Here is a 14,663-nt window from a genome sequence, read left to right on the forward strand (position 1 = left end):
CTCCCAGATCACGAAGGCCGCGTGCGCGACCACGGCCAGACCGATGACCAGCGGGTTCCACTCCCGCTCGATGATGGCGTAGACGGCCGAGGTGAGAACGACGATCGACAGCACCACGCCCACGGGGTCACAAGCAGCCGGTCATGGGTGACGAGCGGCCGGTCAGAGGTGACGAGCAGCCGGTCAGGGGTCACGAGCACCCCTCGAACTGCGGCACCGCGATCGTCGTCAGGTCGAGCCCCGACTTGCCGAACCACTTGTGCAGCAGCTTGGCCGCCGTCCCGTCCTGGTACATGTCGGTGATCGCCCGGTTCACCGCCTCGCAGCCGGGCACGTCGCCCTTCCTGAGGCCGACCCCGGTCCGCTGCTCGTTGAACTGCGCCCGCGCCAGCCGCAGCCCCGAGCCGTCCTGCTGGGCCAGCCCGGCCAGGATGACGTCGTTGGTGGTGACCGCGTCGACCTGCCTGCCCTTCAGCGCGGCCAGGCACTGCGCGTAGTCCGCGAACGGCACCACCTGCGCCGCCACCTTGCGCTCCTCCACGACCCGCTGAGCCGCGTTCGAGCCCTTGACCTCGCAGATCCGGCGCCCCTTGAGGTCGCGCACGTTCTTGATCGTCTCGTCCGGCCTGATCAGGATGTCCTGGTAGGAGATGTGGTACGGCCCCGCGAACAGCACCTTCGCCTTGCGGTCCTGGCTGATCGTGTACGTCGCCAGCACCAGATCGGCCGGCCCGCTGACCAGCACCTTCTCCCGGTCGGATGCCAGCACGGGCAGGAACGAGAAGTCCTTGCCGAGCTTGCCCGCCACATACCGGGCCACGTCCACGTCGAAGCCGTCGAACTTGCCGTCGGGCCCGCGGAACCCGACCGACGGCAGGTCGGGGCGTACCCCGATGACGAGGCTGTCCTTGTCCAGGATCGACTCGGGACCGCCGACCCCGCAGCCCGCGACGACCGTCGCGGCCAGGGCCAGGACCACTGCCAGCACCCGCTTCACCGGTACTCCTTGAGTCGTGGCCACACCCCGGCGATCACCAGCAGCCCGATGACGCCGATGGCGAAGGGGAGCAGCCGCCACAGGTTGTTCAGCGCGCCCTCGCCCCTGTTGATCGCGCTCGTGAAGACCGCCTCGTGCGTGTCGGCCAGCACCACCAGCGCCTCGTCATAGGCGTCGAACGCGGTCGTGACCGACCCCAGCCGCTCGGCGACCGCCTCGTTGGTCCGCCCGCTCAGCGCCAGCTCGCGGAACTTCGTGTCGGCCAGCTGGAAGGCCCGGTACGCCTCCACCACGTCGCTGCCCGCCTTGCCGACGATCTCCGGCCCCAGCATGCCGAGGAAGTTGTCGGAGCCCTTGGCCACCTCGGCGTGGTAGGTGTCCAGGTTGCCCGCCTCGAAGTAGAGGACCGACAGCGACTTGTCCAGATACGTGTGCTCGTAGGTGTCGGCCCGCTCCTTGTCCAGCAGGTAGCGGCTCTGGTCGCCCTGCATGCTGTTGCTGATCGCCCGCGTCTTGGCCAGCGTCAGCACCGAGTCGAACCCGGCGGACTTGGCCGTCCGCAGCGCCTGCTCGTCCTGGCTGAGCACGTTCGCCCCGAAGACCAGCGCGACCGCGGTGGCGATCGTGGCGGTCATGAGCGCGGGGCCGAACACGCGGCGGAAGCGATGCGCCAGGAAGACCTGCAGCCAGATCAGGCAGCCGAGCGCGAGCAGCCCGGCCAGCAGCACCGCGATCCGGAGGAGCGGCACCATGAGCGCCTTCTCGTCGTAGGTGCGGCGCACGATCGTGCCGCTCTCCAACGTCAGGTTGTAGGCCTGGGGCAGCAGGACGAGCCGCATCAGGTCGGTGGCGGCGCGGTAGGTCTGCACCACCTCCTGCGGCGGCGGTCCGGGCGCGTGCTTGGCGCGCTCGTTGAGCAGCAGCGCCTGCCCGGCCAGTCGCTCGTAGCGGCCGAGCCCGTCGAGCACCGACTCCACGGTCCTGCGCTCGGCGGGATTGTCGCCCGACAGCTCGAACGCCTTCAGCAGCGCCTGGTTGGCCGCGGAACGCCGTGCCTCGTACTGGGCGAGCGCCGCGCCGCGCTGCTGGGCGTACTGATCGCCCATCACGAGCGCGTTGGCCACCTGCGCGTCCATGTCGCTCAGCGCCAGATAGAGGCCGGCGGTGGCGACGACCTGCGGGCCCGCGTCGCGGCCGATGATCCGCAACCCGTCGCGGGCCGACGAGCTGCCGACCGCGAGCGCCGCGAAGAGCAGCGCCAGCGAGGCGACGGTGATGCCGGAGATGACCCGGATGCGGCCGGGCACGCTGCGGCGTACCGGTAACGGGGCGCCCCGGGTCTGTACCAGGGTCACGGCGTGCCCTCCCTGATCGTGATCACGGTCCAGGCGCCCAGGTGGATCCGATCGCCCGCGCCGATCCTGACCGGCACGTTGACCTTGATGGGCTTGCCGTTGACCTGGGTGCCGTTGGCCGAGCCCGGATCGACGATCATCCACGAGCCGTCCGGCTGGGCGAGCAGCACGGCGTGCAGGTGGGAGACGCCCGGGTCCTCCGGCGGGCCGGTGAGGTCGATCTCGGGCGCCAGGTTCCTGGCCTTGCTGCGCCGCCCGATGCGGACCTGCTCGCCGTACAGGCCGAAAGAGCGCTCGGGGCAGTACGGCGGGAACGCCACCGCGTCCGCGTCCGGCCCGCCCTCAGCGATGATCTTCTCGTAGTAGGTGCGGTCGGCGGCGGTGACCGCCTCCCACTGGGCCCCGGTCACCGGGACCTGGAGGGGAGCGCCGGTGCCGCTGTAGTCGTGGCCGCACACCTCGCAGAACTGGCCGGCGCGCGGCGTCTGGCAGACCGGGCAGCTCTCGGCGCCGGACTGCTGGGACGGGGCCTGGGTCGCGGGCTGCCGGGGCGCGGACTGCGCACCGGCCCCGGCCATCTGCGTGCCGCAGACGTCGCAGTATTCGTCGTCGCCCGAGGCGTGCCCCTGTGGACAGGTCGCCATCAGCTTCCTTCCTTGCGCAGCCGGCTCGTACGCACCGAGCCGGTGTCGAGCTCGATCTCGTCGGCCTTGTCCACGTTCCTGCGGAGTCTGGCCGTACCGGTGGCCGGATCGACCTCGACCACCTTCTCCAGCAGGCGGGCGGTGTCCTCGCGGCCCGACTCGGTGGCGATCTGCCGGGCCTTGGCCAGCCGGGCGGTCGCGGTGTCGACGTCGCCCATGGCCCGGGCGCTGAGCCCGTCCTGGATGAGCTCGTGCAGCTCGGCCTGGCCGGTGTAGTGGGCGACCTTCCGGTTGATCCGGGTGGACTGGGCCAGGTCGTCGGTCCACTGCGCCAGCACGTTCCCGCTGGCCACGACCTCCTGGGTGTCGGGGCGGACGAGCTTGACCCAGCCGGCCCTGATCTCGTTGCCCATCTGGCCGGGCGGCACCTCGACGCAGAGGTGATATTCGCGCTCCTCGGCCCCCCACGAGCCCGTCGGGTAGTCGCCGGTCAGCGGGTTGACATCGGTGCGCTTGCCGGTCAGGTCGAGCAGCGTGGGGGAGACCTGCTTGACGAACTTCAGCGTCGCGGTCTGCGGCACCCACACCCGCAGCGACAGCTCGGCCACCGTCTTGCTCATGGACGTCTGCGTGAGCCGGCGGAAGAACTCCGGCAGATCCCCCTGGTTCCGGACGAAGTCGAACGTGCCGAGCATCGCCTCGGCCACCTTGCGCAGCTCGGCGGGCACCCAGTCGTCGCCGACCCCCAGGCAGTCGCAGACGAACTTGCCGCTCCACGCCGCCAGCACCGAGCCGAACACCTCGGCGCGCTCGTTGTTCTGGCCGTCGGTCATCAGCAGCGCGTGCCTGATCGCCGAAGGGCGGCTGTTGAGCAGGTGCCCGGCCAGCTTCAGCCACTCGCCCATCGCCGTGCCGCCGTGCGCGAGCAGCTGGCCGATTGCCCGCACGGCCTCCGCCTTGGTGGCCGGGGTGGCCTTGACCAGGCTCGGGGTGCCGCCGGGAAAGACGACCCTGGCCTTGTCCGTGCCGGCGATCACCGCGAAGTAGACGCCGTCGCGCAAGGTCTGCACCGCGGTCACGGCTGCCTGCCTGGCCTCACGGATCTTGCTGCCGCTCATCGACCCCGACGTGTCCACGATGATCACTTCGGCGGCCTCCGCGTCGACCGCCTGCGTGGTGACCCCGCCAGTGGAGCCGATGGTGAGGATGGCGTGCACCTCACGGCCGTCGGTCGGGAGATACTTGTTCTGATCGATGTTCAGAGTGAAAACGGGCTGGTCACCCATGCGATTCTCCTAGGGGGATCAAAGCGATCGTCACGTTGTCCTGGCCCCCGGAGTCGAGTGCGTGGCGCAGCATCTCGCGGGCCATCTCAAGGGGGGTCCCCGAGGTGGGGAAGGCGTAGCCGTCCAGATAGCGCCAGAGGCCGTCGCTGCAGACGAGCAGCAGGCCGGGCTCCGGCGGGGTGAGGGTGCGGACGTGCAGGGCGACGCCCTCGGCGTCGGCGCCGAGCCAGGCGGTGATCTCGCCGGTCTCCACCGCGTCGTCCTCGGTCAGCAGGATGCCGTCGGGCAGCCAGTAGGCCCGGGTGTCGCCGGCCCAGCCGAGCGTGAACCGGCCCCGCGCGACGACGGCGCTGACGTAGGTGCAGGCGGGGGCGTCGGTCAGGGAGGTGGCCAGCTTGCTCACGGCCCGCCCGGCCAGCTCGAACGCCTCCTGCTGCGACAGCCCACGCGCCAGCGCGGCCGCCGCGGTCTCGACGGCGACCGCGGACGCCTCGTCCGCCCTGGGCGAGCTGCCCACGCCGTCGCAGACCACGGTCACGACCGCGTCGCCGGCCGCGAGCAGGGCCATCGCGTCCTCGTTGCGGCTGCGGCGCAGCCCCTTGTCCGTCACGGCCGCCGCGCCGCCGTCGAGCACGGTCTCCGCGTGGTCCCGGCCCGTGGGCTGGCGCAGGCCGCACCGCTCGCAGTAGCCCTCCGCGTCGACGGCCGCGGCCCCGCAGGACGCGCAGGTCGGCGCGCCCAGCGCGTGGCCGCAGGCCTCGCAGTAGGTGTCGCCGGCCAGCACCGGAGCTTCGCATACAGGACAGATCACAGCCACGTCCTCGGTCGTACGGCGTTCGCCTGGTCGATGAGCGTGTGACGCTCGTGCCGGGAATCGGCGGCGACCGCCAGCTTGCGGTAGATGGACTCCAGCCGCCTGCGCAGCCCCTGCTCGGTGAACGGGGCCTCGGCCAGCTTCAGCGACGGGGGCGGCTGGTTCGTCTCCAGCCAGGTCAGGGCGTGGCCCAGCAGCTCGGCGGTGAGCAGGTCGCGGCGGCGCGGGTCGAGGTCGGTCAGGTTGGCCAGCCGGCCGGCCGCGCCCACCAGGTCGGCGGCGGCCAGCCCGGTCAGGTCGGGCCGCCTGACCACGGAGGCGGCCAGCGCCACCTGGGCCGCCATCCGGTAGCTGGAGGCGGGCGGCACCTCGTCCAGCATGCTCATCTTGCCGGTCCTGGCCAGGCCGAACGCCGCGCTCACGTAGGAGTGGTCGGTGCGCCAGACGACCTCGTAGAAGGAGGTGGCGGGCCGGCCCGCGCACTCCAGCGCGAACGCCAGGGCCAGCTTCGGGGCCAGCTCGCCGGGCAGCATCGACAGGCACGCGTCGAAGATCGACACGGCCAGGTCGGGCTGCCGCGTGGACATCGCGAGCACCCCGCGGTACCAGGTGACCCGCCAGTCGCCCGGCAGCCGGGCGGCCAGCTCGTTCAGCGCGATGGGCGTCTCGGGCGAGCCCTCCTCGGCCAGCAGCCTGGCCCGCATCAGCTTGGTCTCGGGCGTCGGCGGCATCGCGGCGAGCTGGTCGATCAGCTCCTTGCTGTCGCCGCCGAGCAGGCCGGCCAGCGCGCCCGCCGCCGGATCGGCCGGGTCCACCAGCGGCACCGGCAGCACGTCGGCCACGAGCGCGGGGTCGAGCGGCCCGAACACCGCCTGCGGGTCCTCCTCCGACAGCGCTGTCCCCACGGCCCGGCGCTCGGGCCCGAACAGCGTGGAAGGCGCCGGGTACGGCACGCCGTCCTCGACGGCGCTGATCTCCCGCAGCACCCCGACCAGCTGGTCCTCCATCTCCCACGCGCTCTGGAACCTGTCCGCGGGATTGACGGCGGTGGCCTTGCGCAGCAGCCGGGTGAACGACGGATGCCCGCAGTCCTGGGGCAGCGGCACGGCCGAGCCGCCCGATGCCGGGCTGAAGCCGGGGATGGCCAGCACCGCCAGCGTCCTGGCCACCGTGTAGAGGTCGGAGGCGACCGACGACGGCATGGTCTCCAGCTCGGGCGCGTGGTAGCCGACCGTGGCCCAGGACGAGCCGGGCGGCGAGCCGATCGGCTGCACGGCGCCCATGTCGATGACCTTGAGCCGCTTGCCGACCCTGATCACGTTGGCCGGCTTGAGGTCACAGTAGACCAGGCCGTGCTCGTGCAGGTAGCCGAACGCGTGCAGGATCTCCCGCCCGTACATCAGGGCCTCGCGCAGCGGCAGCGGGCCCTGGCGGCGCAGCTCGTGCAGGGACTGGCCGCCCACGTACTCCATGACGATGTAGCCGAGGCCGGCCGAGCGCTGGAAGTTGAGGATCTTGACGATGTTGGGGTGGTCGACCGTGGTGAGGAACTTGCGCTCGGCCTCCGCCGCCGCCAGCGCCTCGGCGTCGTTGGTGTTGAGCAGGCCCTTGAGCACGACCCACATGCCGTCGAGGTTCTCGTCGGCGGCCAGGTAGATCCAGCCGAGGCCGCCGTGGGCCAGGCAGCCCAGCACGCGGTACTGGCCGGCCACCAGGTCGCCCTTGTTCAGCTTCGGGGTGAAGGAGAACTGGGTACGGCAGTGCGGGCAGAACCCGTCCGTCAGCCCCGGCCGCCCCTCCCTGGAACGCCCCACCTTCTCCCCGCACGCCGGGTTGGCGCAGAAGCGCTTCTCCTCCGGCACCTCGGGATTGGTCATCACGGCGCCGGCCGGGTCGCGCGCGGGGATCGCGGGCAGGTCGGCGATCGTGGCCAGCACGCCGGCCCGCGACCTGCCGCTGCTCACCGGCGAGCTCAGCGACCTGCTCACCGGCTGGGTCTGCGGCGAGGGAGGTTGCGTCGGCGAGGGCGCGGAGGACTGGGCGCTCCGGGCGGGCGGCGAGTTCGCCGCGGTGCCGCACAGGTCGCAGTAGCCCTCGTCGATCGTCCCCGTGCAGCCGGGCTGCGCGCAGCGGGTCATCGCTTACCTCCGTGTATCGCGCCCTGGTAGGTCTCGACGGCCGCCGCCGCCCTCGTCAGATCGCAGGGGGCGCTCCACAGCAACGCCCGCGCCCGCTCGAACAGCTCGGAGACGGCCGCGTCCTCGGCCATCCCCTTCCGTACGGCCATCACCTGGCAGGCGCCGAGCCGCCCCCGCAGCTCGTCGCGCCGGCCGACCAGGCCGTAGAGCGCCTTCGCGGTGGCCTGAGCCTGGCCGGCGGCCTTGAGCGCCTCGCCTTCCAGCGCCGCCAGCCGCTTGGCCCTGATCACCCAGGTGCCGGCGGAGGCGTCGAGCGCGTCCAGCTCGCCGGCCAGCGCCTCTACCCGGCTGCGCGGCTGGGCCTGGGGCGGCAGCGCGATCTTCACGACGACCGTGCCGTGGGCCAGCCGGGCCTCGCTCTCGGCGGCCCTGACCCGGTCCAGCGTGGCGATCAGCTCCTCGCGCCGCCTGGCGTACTCGTTCTTGACGGTGATGGCCAGGTCGAGCTCGGCGCGGGAGGTGGCCAGCAGGCGGGCCAGCCGGTCGAGGTCCGGCTCGACGGCCGCGCCGAGCGGGTCCTCCAGCACCGAGACCCGGATCCGCCGCAGCTCGGTCTCCTGCTCGGCCAGGCCGCCGCCCTCGCCGAGCTCGCGTTCGAGCTCGCGGATCCTGCGCAGGACGCCGTCGGCGTCGTCGAGGCGGGGCAGCACGGCGTTCCACACGGCGTCGATGTCGTTGAGCGCGGAGGTGACCGCCCTGAAGGCGGCGTCCATCCGCGCCACGGTCTGGTCGAGCGTCAGCCGTTCGTCCGACTGGGGGAGCAACGAGCGCTGCTCGACGGGCTTGGCCGCGGCCCGCAGCACGACGGAGGCGCCGGAGAGCAGCTCGGTCAGCTCGGCGAGCTGCTCGGCGCCGAGCTTGCCGCGCGAGGCCCTGATCTGCTCCGCGTCCCGCAGCACCGCGCGATAGGCGTCGTTCAGCGACCACAGCGTGGCCAGCGACTCATGCGCGGCCGTCCATCGCCGCGCGGTCGCGCCGCGTAAGGAGGCTCCCTTGAGTAACTGGTAGGTGGTGTGGGATTCGAGATCGAGCAGGTCGCCCGAGATGCGGTCGCGTTCGTCTGCGCGAGCGCGCAGCGCGTACTCGGCGCCCTCCCTGCTCATGGGTGGTCCCAGGCTCATCACGCTCCCCGTGAAGCGGGTCCCCGTCGCCTCGGTTCTAACCGGCACAACGGGGGGATTGACCGGTTGGTTCCTAAGCGTAGGGGGGACCCCTGACTTGTCCCTGATTCAACCCTGTCTCACCTGCAATCGGCTTAAAGGATCTCCTACCGTTAGAGACATGGGACGCATTCTTCTGATCATCGCGGCGGTCATCGCCGCGCTCGTACTGCTCGGCCCCATCGTGGGCCTCGCTCTCACCCTGCTCAAGTGGGGTCTCATCATCGGCGCCGTCGCGCTCGGCGTCATGCTTCTGACGAAGTGGGCCAAGAGGACATAGCTTCCTGCGGCATCCCCAGGCATAGTTGGGTGATGGAGGCGCGGCCGGCGGTCGACGATGCCGCGCTCGGGCGCGAGGCGCTGGCCGTGCTCGAGGCGAACTGGACAGGCACGGGCACCGTGCCCGCGCCAGGTCTCTACCCGCACCAATGGAGCTGGGACTCCGCGTTCATCGTCATCGGCCTGGCCAGGCATCGGCCGGACCGGGCCAGGGATGAGCTGCTGAGCCTGCTGCGCGGGCAGTGGGCGACGGGAATGCTGCCGCACATCGTCTTCCACACCCGCGAGGCGTACTTCCCCGGGCCGTCCGTGTGGCGCTCGCAGGAGCACGCTGCCGCCCCGAACGTCCTCACCTCCGGGCTCACCTCGCCCCCGCTGCACGCGCTGGCCCTGTGGTGGCTCTACCGCCACACCGGGGACGCCGCGTTCGTCAGGCAGGCGTACCCGGCGCTGGTGGCCCAGCACGCCTACCTCGCCTCCGCCCGCGACCTGGGCGGGGCCGGGCTGGCCGCGATCGTGCACCCCTGGGAGTCGGGCATGGACGACAGCCCCGCCTGGGACCAGCCGCTGGCCGCACTGCCCATGATCCAGTACGGCTACCGCAACGTGGAGCTGGAGGAGCGCCATCCGGACAGCGACCACGACCGCTACGTCTGGCTGGCCATGCGCTACCGGGACGCCGGATACAGCGCCGGCTACCTGCGCGACGAGCATCCGTTCGCGATCGAGGACCCGATGTTCAACGGGATCTGGCTGGCCTCCTGCCAGGCCATGGCGGAGCTGGCGCCGCTGGCCCGCGCGGACCCCACGCCCCATGCCGAGCAGGCCGAGCGCATCAGGGAAGCGATGATCGAGCGCCTTTGGGACGGCTGCTACTACGCCAGGGACCTGCGTACCGACCGGCTGATCAAGGTGTGCACCGTGGGCGCGTTCGGGCCGCTGCTGGACCCGGGGCTGCCCGACGACCAGCTGCACGCGGCCGTGGAGGTGCTCGAATCGGCCAGGTTCATGGGCGCGACCGGCTATCCGGTGCCGAGCTGCGAGATCCGCGCCGCCCAGTTCGACCGTACGCGCTACTGGCGCGGGCCCTCGTGGGTGAACACCAACTGGCTCTTACGCAGGGCCGCCGCCGTCCACTCGCTCGACCAGCTCGGCCACCAGCTGACCAACGGCACGCTGCGGCTGGTGCGGCAGGCCGGCTTCCGGGAGTGCTTCGACCCGTTCGACGGCAGCGGCCGCGGGTGCCGGGACTTCTCGTGGAGCGCGGCGCTCACCCTCGATCTGCTCGCCGATACCGTGGTGGAATGAGCTTTCTCCGCCGCCTGCCCGCCGACGTGCGCAAGTCCCTGAAGACCGAGCCGGGGGAGCGGGTGCTGACGTTCGCCGCCGCCGAGTCGGGCCACGTGGTGGCCACGAACCTCGCGCTCCACCTGCCCGACGGGACCCGGCTGCCGTACGAGGAGATCGACCGGGCCTCGTGGGACGAGGAGGGCGTGCGGGTCGTCACCACCGCCGGGGGGCGGCACTTCGAACGGATCTCCGAGCCACGGCTGCTGCCCGAGACCGTGCGGGAGCGGGTCAACTCGACGATCGTGGTGAACAAGCACGTCAGCCTGCCCGGGCGGGGCGGCGTACGGCTGGTGGCCAGGCGTCCGCCCGGCGGTGAGGTGCTCGGCTGGACCTTCGTCTTCGACGACGGCCTCGACCCCGAGGACCCCGGCCTGCGGGCGCAGGCCGAGCAGGCCCTTGAGGGGATCCGGCGCAGCATGGGCGTGTGAGGGGGGCTGCCCACACCCATGCGTCGCGCCGGCCGGGAGCTGCTCCGTGAGGGGCGGCTCCTTCGGTAGCGGTTCGGTCAGGGACGGCTCACCGAGCCGCTCAGTAAGGGATGCCGCTCTCGCGGGCCTTCCTGTCCATGACGTCCTCTTCCGGCCAGCCGGTTCCGGTGTCCGGTTTGTCGTCATTGGCGTTGAGGAAGGGGATCCGATGCTGCAACGTGTCCCCGACCTTCATCCTGGCCATCCCGGCGAACTTGGACGCCTGCGCGCCGACCACCCCGGCTACTTCCTGCATCCTGGGGTTGTCGGCGACACGCTGCGCCGTCCGCTTGATCTGTTCGTACCGCTCGCGCCCGGCCCGGCTGCCCAGCACGTAGCCGACTGCCAGACCAACGGCGAATGTCATCCGATAACGCATTTTGCACCTCCGCTGTCTCCGGGCCTACCCCAGTTACGATGCGACACGCACTCCCGGAGTGCGCTAATCTATTCCTGCGCACGACGGAGGGGCCCAGCAGGCCCCACCAAGTGGGCAGACGTTCGATCCCGCGTAGCTCAACGGCAGAGCAGCCGGCTGTTAACCGGCAGGTTATAGGTTCGAGTCCTATCGCGGGAGCCGCAGAGCACGCAGGCCCCCTTCCTTGATCAAGGAAGGGGGCCTGCGTCGTTCCAGGGGCCGTCCGGGGAGCTGCTGCCCGGGCCCGAAGGCCGCGTCCCTGGTCTCAGCAGGCCGGCGGGAGAGCGCCCGTGGCACGCCATACCGGCGATATACCGGGCCTTCCTATGCTGACCTCCGGGTTCAGGGCGACGTCACGCGCTTACCGGGCAGCAGGGAGCAATTCATGATCCAAGTGCGACGATGGATGGCTGCGAGCGTCGGCACTCTCGGTCTGCTGACCTTCGGCGTGGTCACCGCGCCGAACGCGTCCGCGTCGAGTGCGATTCCAGGAGACGTGGCCACGTACAGCGTCAAGGTCACTGGAACCATCAACTCGGCGTACAACCCGAGGGAGGTGCTGGCGACCTGCTCCGCGGACATCGGCGGCACCTGCGCGATCACCAGGTCGTACTCGGCGACGCGAACCTTCCAGGTCGCGCTGGGGGTCTCGGTGAAGGTCGTCGCCGCTGAGCTCGGCTGGAGCTCGTCGTCCACGACGACCGTCGCGGCGTCCTGCACTTCCCGGAAGTTCACCTCGAACCGGCAGATCTATCGGGGTTATCCGCGGGGGACCAGGAAGTGGTACACGGTCACCAAGAGCGTTTACAACGTGTACACCAAGAAGGTCCGCAGCACCTCGACGTCGGCTCCGAAGCAAGCATTCAACCCGAACGGGGTTCGCTGCATCATGGAAACCCGCTGAGACGTCTCCCGGCGGAAAGTCGAGAGCCGCGGTGCGAGGCCTCCTCTCCTGGGGTCCGGGGAGGGGGCCTCGTTCGTGTGCGGCTTCGGCCCGTGCGGGTCAGGAGGCGCGGTTGCGCCGGCCGGCCACGGTGCCGGCGAGCGCCCAGCCGAGGCCGAGGATGATGCCGCCGACGGCCGCGACGATGCCGATGTCGCCGACCTGGAGCAGCGCGAGGACGGCGATCGACGCGCCGAAGATCAGCGTCAGGGCGAGCATCAGCCGGAGGTAGGACTTCTGGTTCATGCCTCTACGATCACGCGGAGCAGGGCCCCGGGGTATCCACCGATCGGTGGACATGTCGTCGTAAGATGCCAGTCATGGCTCGCGGTAGCCCGGTGGACGCGCGGGCGGAGAACGCCTGGTTGCGTTCCTACCCCTACTGGGACGCGTACTTCGCGATCGTGCTGGTCGCCACCATTTCCATCATCCTGGTGGACGGCGGCGCGCCGGTCGCCATCGTGCTGCTGGCCCTGATCACCGTCTCCTACCTGAGGTGGGGGCGCAAGGCGGTGCGGGCGCAGGTCGTGCCCGTCAGGGAGAGCTGGTGGCACGCCGCCGTCATGATCGTCCTGTTCGCCCCGGCCGACCTGGTCGCGCCGCAGTCCGCGGTGGCGCTCTCGGCGCTGATCCCGATGGCGTTCATGTCGCTGCGGACGCCGCAGGCGGTGGCGGTCATGGTGGCCATGTTCGCCGCTCCCGCGGTCCAGCTCATGGTGACGCTCGGGTCGGATCCGGTGCTGATCGCGGTGGCGATCGTGCTGGGGCTGTCGGCCAGCTCGCTGCTCGGGGTGTTCATCGGCCGGCTCGGGCGGCAGAACACCGAGCGGGCCAGGCTGATCGAGGAGCTCGACCGGACCCGGGAGGAGCTGGCCGAGGTGAGCAAGGAGGCCGGGCGGCTGGCCGAGCGGGAGCGGCTGGCCGGCGACATCCACGACACGCTGGCCCAGGGCTTCGCGGGCATCATCATGCTGCTGCAGGCCGCCGGGCCCTGGACGGGCGACGGGCGGGACCGGCACGTGACGCGGGCCATGCAGACGGCCAGGGAGAACCTCGCCGAGACGCGCGCGCTCATCGCCGCGCTCGCCCCGCCCGCGCTGGACGGGGCGTCGCTGGAGGAGGCGCTGATGCGGCTGGCGAAGGGGTTCGAGCTGCCGGTGGAGGTGGCCGTCCGGGACCCGGGAACGAGCGCGCCGGTCGAGGTGCCCATCGACGTGCAGGAGGTCCTGGTGCGGGCGGCGCAGGAAGGGCTGGCCAACGTGCGCAAGCACGCTCGCGCGAGCTCCGTGCGTCTCACCCTCGACCACGTCCGCGGCGCGGCCGTGCGTTTGACGATCCGGGACGACGGGTGCGGCTTCGCCCCTGAAACGAGCACCGGCGGGTACGGCCTGCGCGCGATGCGCAGCCGGGTGACGCGGGTCGGCGGGACCGTGTCCGTCACCGGCGGGCCGGGCGAGGGGACCACGGTCACGGTGGAGGTGCCGTGCTCCGGGTGATCGTCGTCGACGACCATCCCGTCGTGCGCGAAGGGCTGCGCGGCATGCTGCTGGCCGCGCCGGACATCGAGGTCGCCGGCGAGGCCGGATCGGCGGACGAGGCCGTGGCGATCGTGCCCCGCCTGCGACCGGACGTGATCCTCATGGACCTGCGCATGCCGGGCGGGGACGGGGTGAGCGCGATCAGCAGGCTGGGGCCGGGGCAGCGGGTCATCGTGCTGACCACGTACGAGGACGACGGGGAGATCCTGCGGGCGGTCGCCGCCGGCGCGGCCGGGTACCTGCTCAAGGACGTGTCGCCGGCCGAGCTGGCCGAGGCCGTGCGGGCGGCGGCGCGCGGCCGGACGGTGCTCTCGCCGTCGGTCGCCGCGCGGCTGGCCGTCCGCGGGGACGCGCCCGGGCCGCCCGCGCTGTCCGCGCGGGAGTGGGAGGTGCTGGAGCTGGTGGCGGAAGGGCTCACGAACGCGGAGATCGGCCGGCGGCTGTACATCGGGGAGGCCACGGTCAAGACGCACCTGCTGCGGGTCTTCGGCAAGCTGGGCGTCTCCGACCGGACCTCGGCCGTGCTGGCCGCGCTGGACCTGGGGCTGGTGCGGCGGCGTACCTGAAGATCACTTCGGCTGCGTTAAGCCTCGCTTCAGGTGCGGCGGGTCACTCTCGGGGGGTCGAACCATCTCGGGGAGGAGACCCCATGTTGAAGCGACGCGTCGCCATCGTCGTCACGGCCGCCGCGCTCGGCCTGACGGGCATGGCCGGGTCCGCGCTGGCGGCCGACGGCTCGAACGGCGATCCGGGCGAGGGGCTGGTACGGGTGCACGGCCCCGGTGAGCGGGCCGTCCACGGCGGCAGGCTCACCTGCTGGATGAACGACGGCAAGATCGTCAAGTTCTCCAAGGCCAAGGTCGCGGAGCTGGTCGAGGAGGAGTTCATCGAGCCGGAGCTCGCCGAGTCGGTCACCGAGGAGGGCGTCACGACCGTGCCCGCCGACCGGCTGTCGATCAGCGTTCCGGCGCGGGAGCTGCCGCGCAAGGCCGGCAAGCGGTGGCATCGCGGGCGTGTCGTCCACCTCACGTGCGTCTGGGACGAGCACGTGCGGCGGTAGACGGCCCGCACATCCGGGGGCGCCCGAGCATCGGCCGGTGGTGGATGCGGACGGCCCGCACACCCGGGGGCGCCCGACGGTCGAGCACCGTCGCGCGCCCCCGGGTGTCTCTGGCGCGCTTCACGGAGGGGCCGGGGGCGCGGTGCCCGGAGGG

The 14,663-nt window shown here is 71.6% G+C and carries 16 protein-coding genes and 1 tRNA gene; 8 read left to right on the forward strand and 9 right to left on the reverse strand.

Annotated elements, in window-relative coordinates; all coding sequences use genetic code 11:
* Nucleotides 1-190 precede the first annotated feature (190 nt).
* The 7 genes from ETD85_RS50765 to ETD85_RS50795 are packed head-to-tail and all read right to left on the reverse strand — an operon-like array spanning nucleotide 191 to nucleotide 8,415.
* Nucleotides 191-997 carry a transporter substrate-binding domain-containing protein gene (locus ETD85_RS50765; RefSeq protein WP_138697044.1) on the reverse strand — a complete coding sequence of 269 codons (807 nt, stop codon included), beginning with the start codon at nucleotides 995-997 and terminating at the stop codon, nucleotides 191-193.
* Nucleotides 994-2,352 carry a hypothetical protein gene (locus ETD85_RS50770; protein WP_138697045.1) on the reverse strand — a complete coding sequence of 453 codons (1,359 nt, stop codon included), beginning with the start codon at nucleotides 2,350-2,352 and terminating at the stop codon, nucleotides 994-996. The genes ETD85_RS50765 and ETD85_RS50770 overlap by 4 nt, the downstream gene beginning before the upstream one ends.
* Nucleotides 2,349-2,996, reverse strand: coding sequence for an FHA domain-containing protein (locus ETD85_RS50775; RefSeq protein ID WP_138697046.1), 648 nt, complete (start codon nucleotides 2,994-2,996; stop codon nucleotides 2,349-2,351). The genes ETD85_RS50770 and ETD85_RS50775 overlap by 4 nt, the downstream gene beginning before the upstream one ends.
* Nucleotides 2,996-4,282, reverse strand: a complete 1,287-nt coding sequence (locus ETD85_RS50780) for a vWA domain-containing protein (protein WP_138697047.1) — start codon at nucleotides 4,280-4,282, stop codon at nucleotides 2,996-2,998. The genes ETD85_RS50775 and ETD85_RS50780 overlap by 1 nt, the downstream gene beginning before the upstream one ends.
* On the reverse strand, nucleotides 4,275-5,093 hold the full coding sequence (locus ETD85_RS50785) for a PP2C family protein-serine/threonine phosphatase (RefSeq protein WP_240779968.1): 819 nt from the start codon (nucleotides 5,091-5,093) through the stop codon (nucleotides 4,275-4,277). Before ETD85_RS50785 ends, ETD85_RS50780 begins: the two co-directional genes overlap by 8 nt.
* Nucleotides 5,090-7,234, reverse strand: coding sequence for a serine/threonine-protein kinase (locus tag ETD85_RS50790; RefSeq protein WP_138697049.1), 2,145 nt, complete (start codon nucleotides 7,232-7,234; stop codon nucleotides 5,090-5,092). Before ETD85_RS50790 ends, ETD85_RS50785 begins: the two co-directional genes overlap by 4 nt.
* Entirely contained in the window at nucleotides 7,231-8,415 is a 1,185-nt protein-coding gene (locus tag ETD85_RS50795) for a coiled-coil domain-containing protein (protein WP_138697050.1), read from the reverse strand. The genes ETD85_RS50790 and ETD85_RS50795 overlap by 4 nt, the downstream gene beginning before the upstream one ends.
* A gap of 160 nt (nucleotides 8,416-8,575) precedes the next feature.
* Here ETD85_RS50795 and ETD85_RS63900 point away from each other — a divergent pair, with 160 nt between their 5' ends.
* Genes ETD85_RS63900 through ETD85_RS50805 form a run of 3 tightly spaced genes read left to right on the forward strand, consistent with a single transcriptional unit; the run spans nucleotide 8,576 to nucleotide 10,511 of the window.
* Nucleotides 8,576-8,734 carry a hypothetical protein gene (locus tag ETD85_RS63900; protein WP_170247292.1) on the forward strand — a complete coding sequence of 53 codons (159 nt, stop codon included), beginning with the start codon at nucleotides 8,576-8,578 and terminating at the stop codon, nucleotides 8,732-8,734.
* Between the two features lie 32 nt (nucleotides 8,735-8,766).
* Nucleotides 8,767-10,041, forward strand: a complete 1,275-nt coding sequence (locus tag ETD85_RS50800; protein ID WP_170247293.1) for an amylo-alpha-1,6-glucosidase — start codon at nucleotides 8,767-8,769, stop codon at nucleotides 10,039-10,041.
* Nucleotides 10,038-10,511 carry a hypothetical protein gene (locus ETD85_RS50805; RefSeq protein ID WP_138697052.1) on the forward strand — a complete coding sequence of 158 codons (474 nt, stop codon included), beginning with the start codon at nucleotides 10,038-10,040 and terminating at the stop codon, nucleotides 10,509-10,511. Before ETD85_RS50800 ends, ETD85_RS50805 begins: the two co-directional genes overlap by 4 nt.
* 100 nt (nucleotides 10,512-10,611) lie before the next feature.
* On the opposite strand, the gene ETD85_RS50810 is transcribed toward ETD85_RS50805, so the two are convergent.
* Nucleotides 10,612-10,929 carry a YtxH domain-containing protein gene (locus ETD85_RS50810; RefSeq protein WP_138697053.1) on the reverse strand — a complete coding sequence of 106 codons (318 nt, stop codon included), beginning with the start codon at nucleotides 10,927-10,929 and terminating at the stop codon, nucleotides 10,612-10,614.
* A gap of 126 nt (nucleotides 10,930-11,055) precedes the next feature.
* Here ETD85_RS50810 and ETD85_RS50815 point away from each other — a divergent pair.
* Together ETD85_RS50815 and ETD85_RS50820 are read left to right on the forward strand one after the other, a co-directional pair.
* Nucleotides 11,056-11,127, forward strand: a tRNA-Asn gene (locus ETD85_RS50815).
* A gap of 226 nt (nucleotides 11,128-11,353) precedes the next feature.
* Complete coding sequence (locus ETD85_RS50820) at nucleotides 11,354-11,872, forward strand: hypothetical protein (RefSeq protein ID WP_138697054.1); 519 nt, start codon at nucleotides 11,354-11,356, stop codon at nucleotides 11,870-11,872.
* 99 nt (nucleotides 11,873-11,971) lie between these two features.
* Here ETD85_RS50820 and ETD85_RS50825 read toward each other — a convergent pair whose 3' ends face one another.
* Complete coding sequence (locus ETD85_RS50825) at nucleotides 11,972-12,157, reverse strand: hypothetical protein (RefSeq protein WP_138697055.1); 186 nt, start codon at nucleotides 12,155-12,157, stop codon at nucleotides 11,972-11,974.
* Between the two features lie 74 nt (nucleotides 12,158-12,231).
* Here ETD85_RS50825 and ETD85_RS50830 point away from each other — a divergent pair, with 74 nt between their 5' ends.
* From ETD85_RS50830 to ETD85_RS50840, 3 genes are all read left to right on the forward strand, one after another.
* Complete coding sequence (locus ETD85_RS50830; protein WP_170247294.1) at nucleotides 12,232-13,407, forward strand: sensor histidine kinase; 1,176 nt, start codon at nucleotides 12,232-12,234, stop codon at nucleotides 13,405-13,407.
* A complete protein-coding gene (locus ETD85_RS50835; RefSeq protein ID WP_138697057.1) occupies nucleotides 13,395-14,015 on the forward strand; it encodes a response regulator in 621 nt (206 codons plus the stop codon). Before ETD85_RS50830 ends, ETD85_RS50835 begins: the two co-directional genes overlap by 13 nt.
* A gap of 83 nt (nucleotides 14,016-14,098) precedes the next feature.
* On the forward strand, nucleotides 14,099-14,509 hold the full coding sequence (locus ETD85_RS50840; RefSeq protein WP_138697058.1) for a hypothetical protein: 411 nt from the start codon (nucleotides 14,099-14,101) through the stop codon (nucleotides 14,507-14,509).
* Nucleotides 14,510-14,663: the final 154 nt, after the last annotated feature.

This window comes from Nonomuraea zeae, assembly GCF_005889725.1.
Lineage (GTDB): Bacteria > Actinomycetota > Actinomycetes > Streptosporangiales > Streptosporangiaceae > Nonomuraea > Nonomuraea zeae.

What these genes read in the sequence shown, in the direction of transcription:
- ETD85_RS50775 (WP_138697046.1), bottom strand. Translation starts at nt 2,996, where the DNA reads ATGGCGACCTGTCCACAGGGGCACGCCTCGGGCGACGACGAATACTGC.
- ETD85_RS50780 (WP_138697047.1), bottom strand. Translation starts at nt 4,282, where the DNA reads ATGGGTGACCAGCCCGTTTTCACTCTGAACATCGATCAGAACAAGTAT.
- ETD85_RS50790 (WP_138697049.1), bottom strand. Translation starts at nt 7,234, where the DNA reads ATGACCCGCTGCGCGCAGCCCGGCTGCACGGGGACGATCGACGAGGGC.
- ETD85_RS50795 (WP_138697050.1), bottom strand. Translation starts at nt 8,415, where the DNA reads ATGAGCCTGGGACCACCCATGAGCAGGGAGGGCGCCGAGTACGCGCTG.
- ETD85_RS63900 (WP_170247292.1), top strand. Translation starts at nt 8,576, where the DNA reads ATGGGACGCATTCTTCTGATCATCGCGGCGGTCATCGCCGCGCTCGTA.
- ETD85_RS50800 (WP_170247293.1), top strand. Translation starts at nt 8,767, where the DNA reads ATGGAGGCGCGGCCGGCGGTCGACGATGCCGCGCTCGGGCGCGAGGCG.
- ETD85_RS50805 (WP_138697052.1), top strand. Translation starts at nt 10,038, where the DNA reads ATGAGCTTTCTCCGCCGCCTGCCCGCCGACGTGCGCAAGTCCCTGAAG.
- ETD85_RS50810 (WP_138697053.1), bottom strand. Translation starts at nt 10,929, where the DNA reads ATGCGTTATCGGATGACATTCGCCGTTGGTCTGGCAGTCGGCTACGTG.
- ETD85_RS50820 (WP_138697054.1), top strand. Translation starts at nt 11,354, where the DNA reads ATGATCCAAGTGCGACGATGGATGGCTGCGAGCGTCGGCACTCTCGGT.
- ETD85_RS50825 (WP_138697055.1), bottom strand. Translation starts at nt 12,157, where the DNA reads ATGAACCAGAAGTCCTACCTCCGGCTGATGCTCGCCCTGACGCTGATC.
- ETD85_RS50830 (WP_170247294.1), top strand. Translation starts at nt 12,232, where the DNA reads ATGGCTCGCGGTAGCCCGGTGGACGCGCGGGCGGAGAACGCCTGGTTG.
- ETD85_RS50840 (WP_138697058.1), top strand. Translation starts at nt 14,099, where the DNA reads ATGTTGAAGCGACGCGTCGCCATCGTCGTCACGGCCGCCGCGCTCGGC.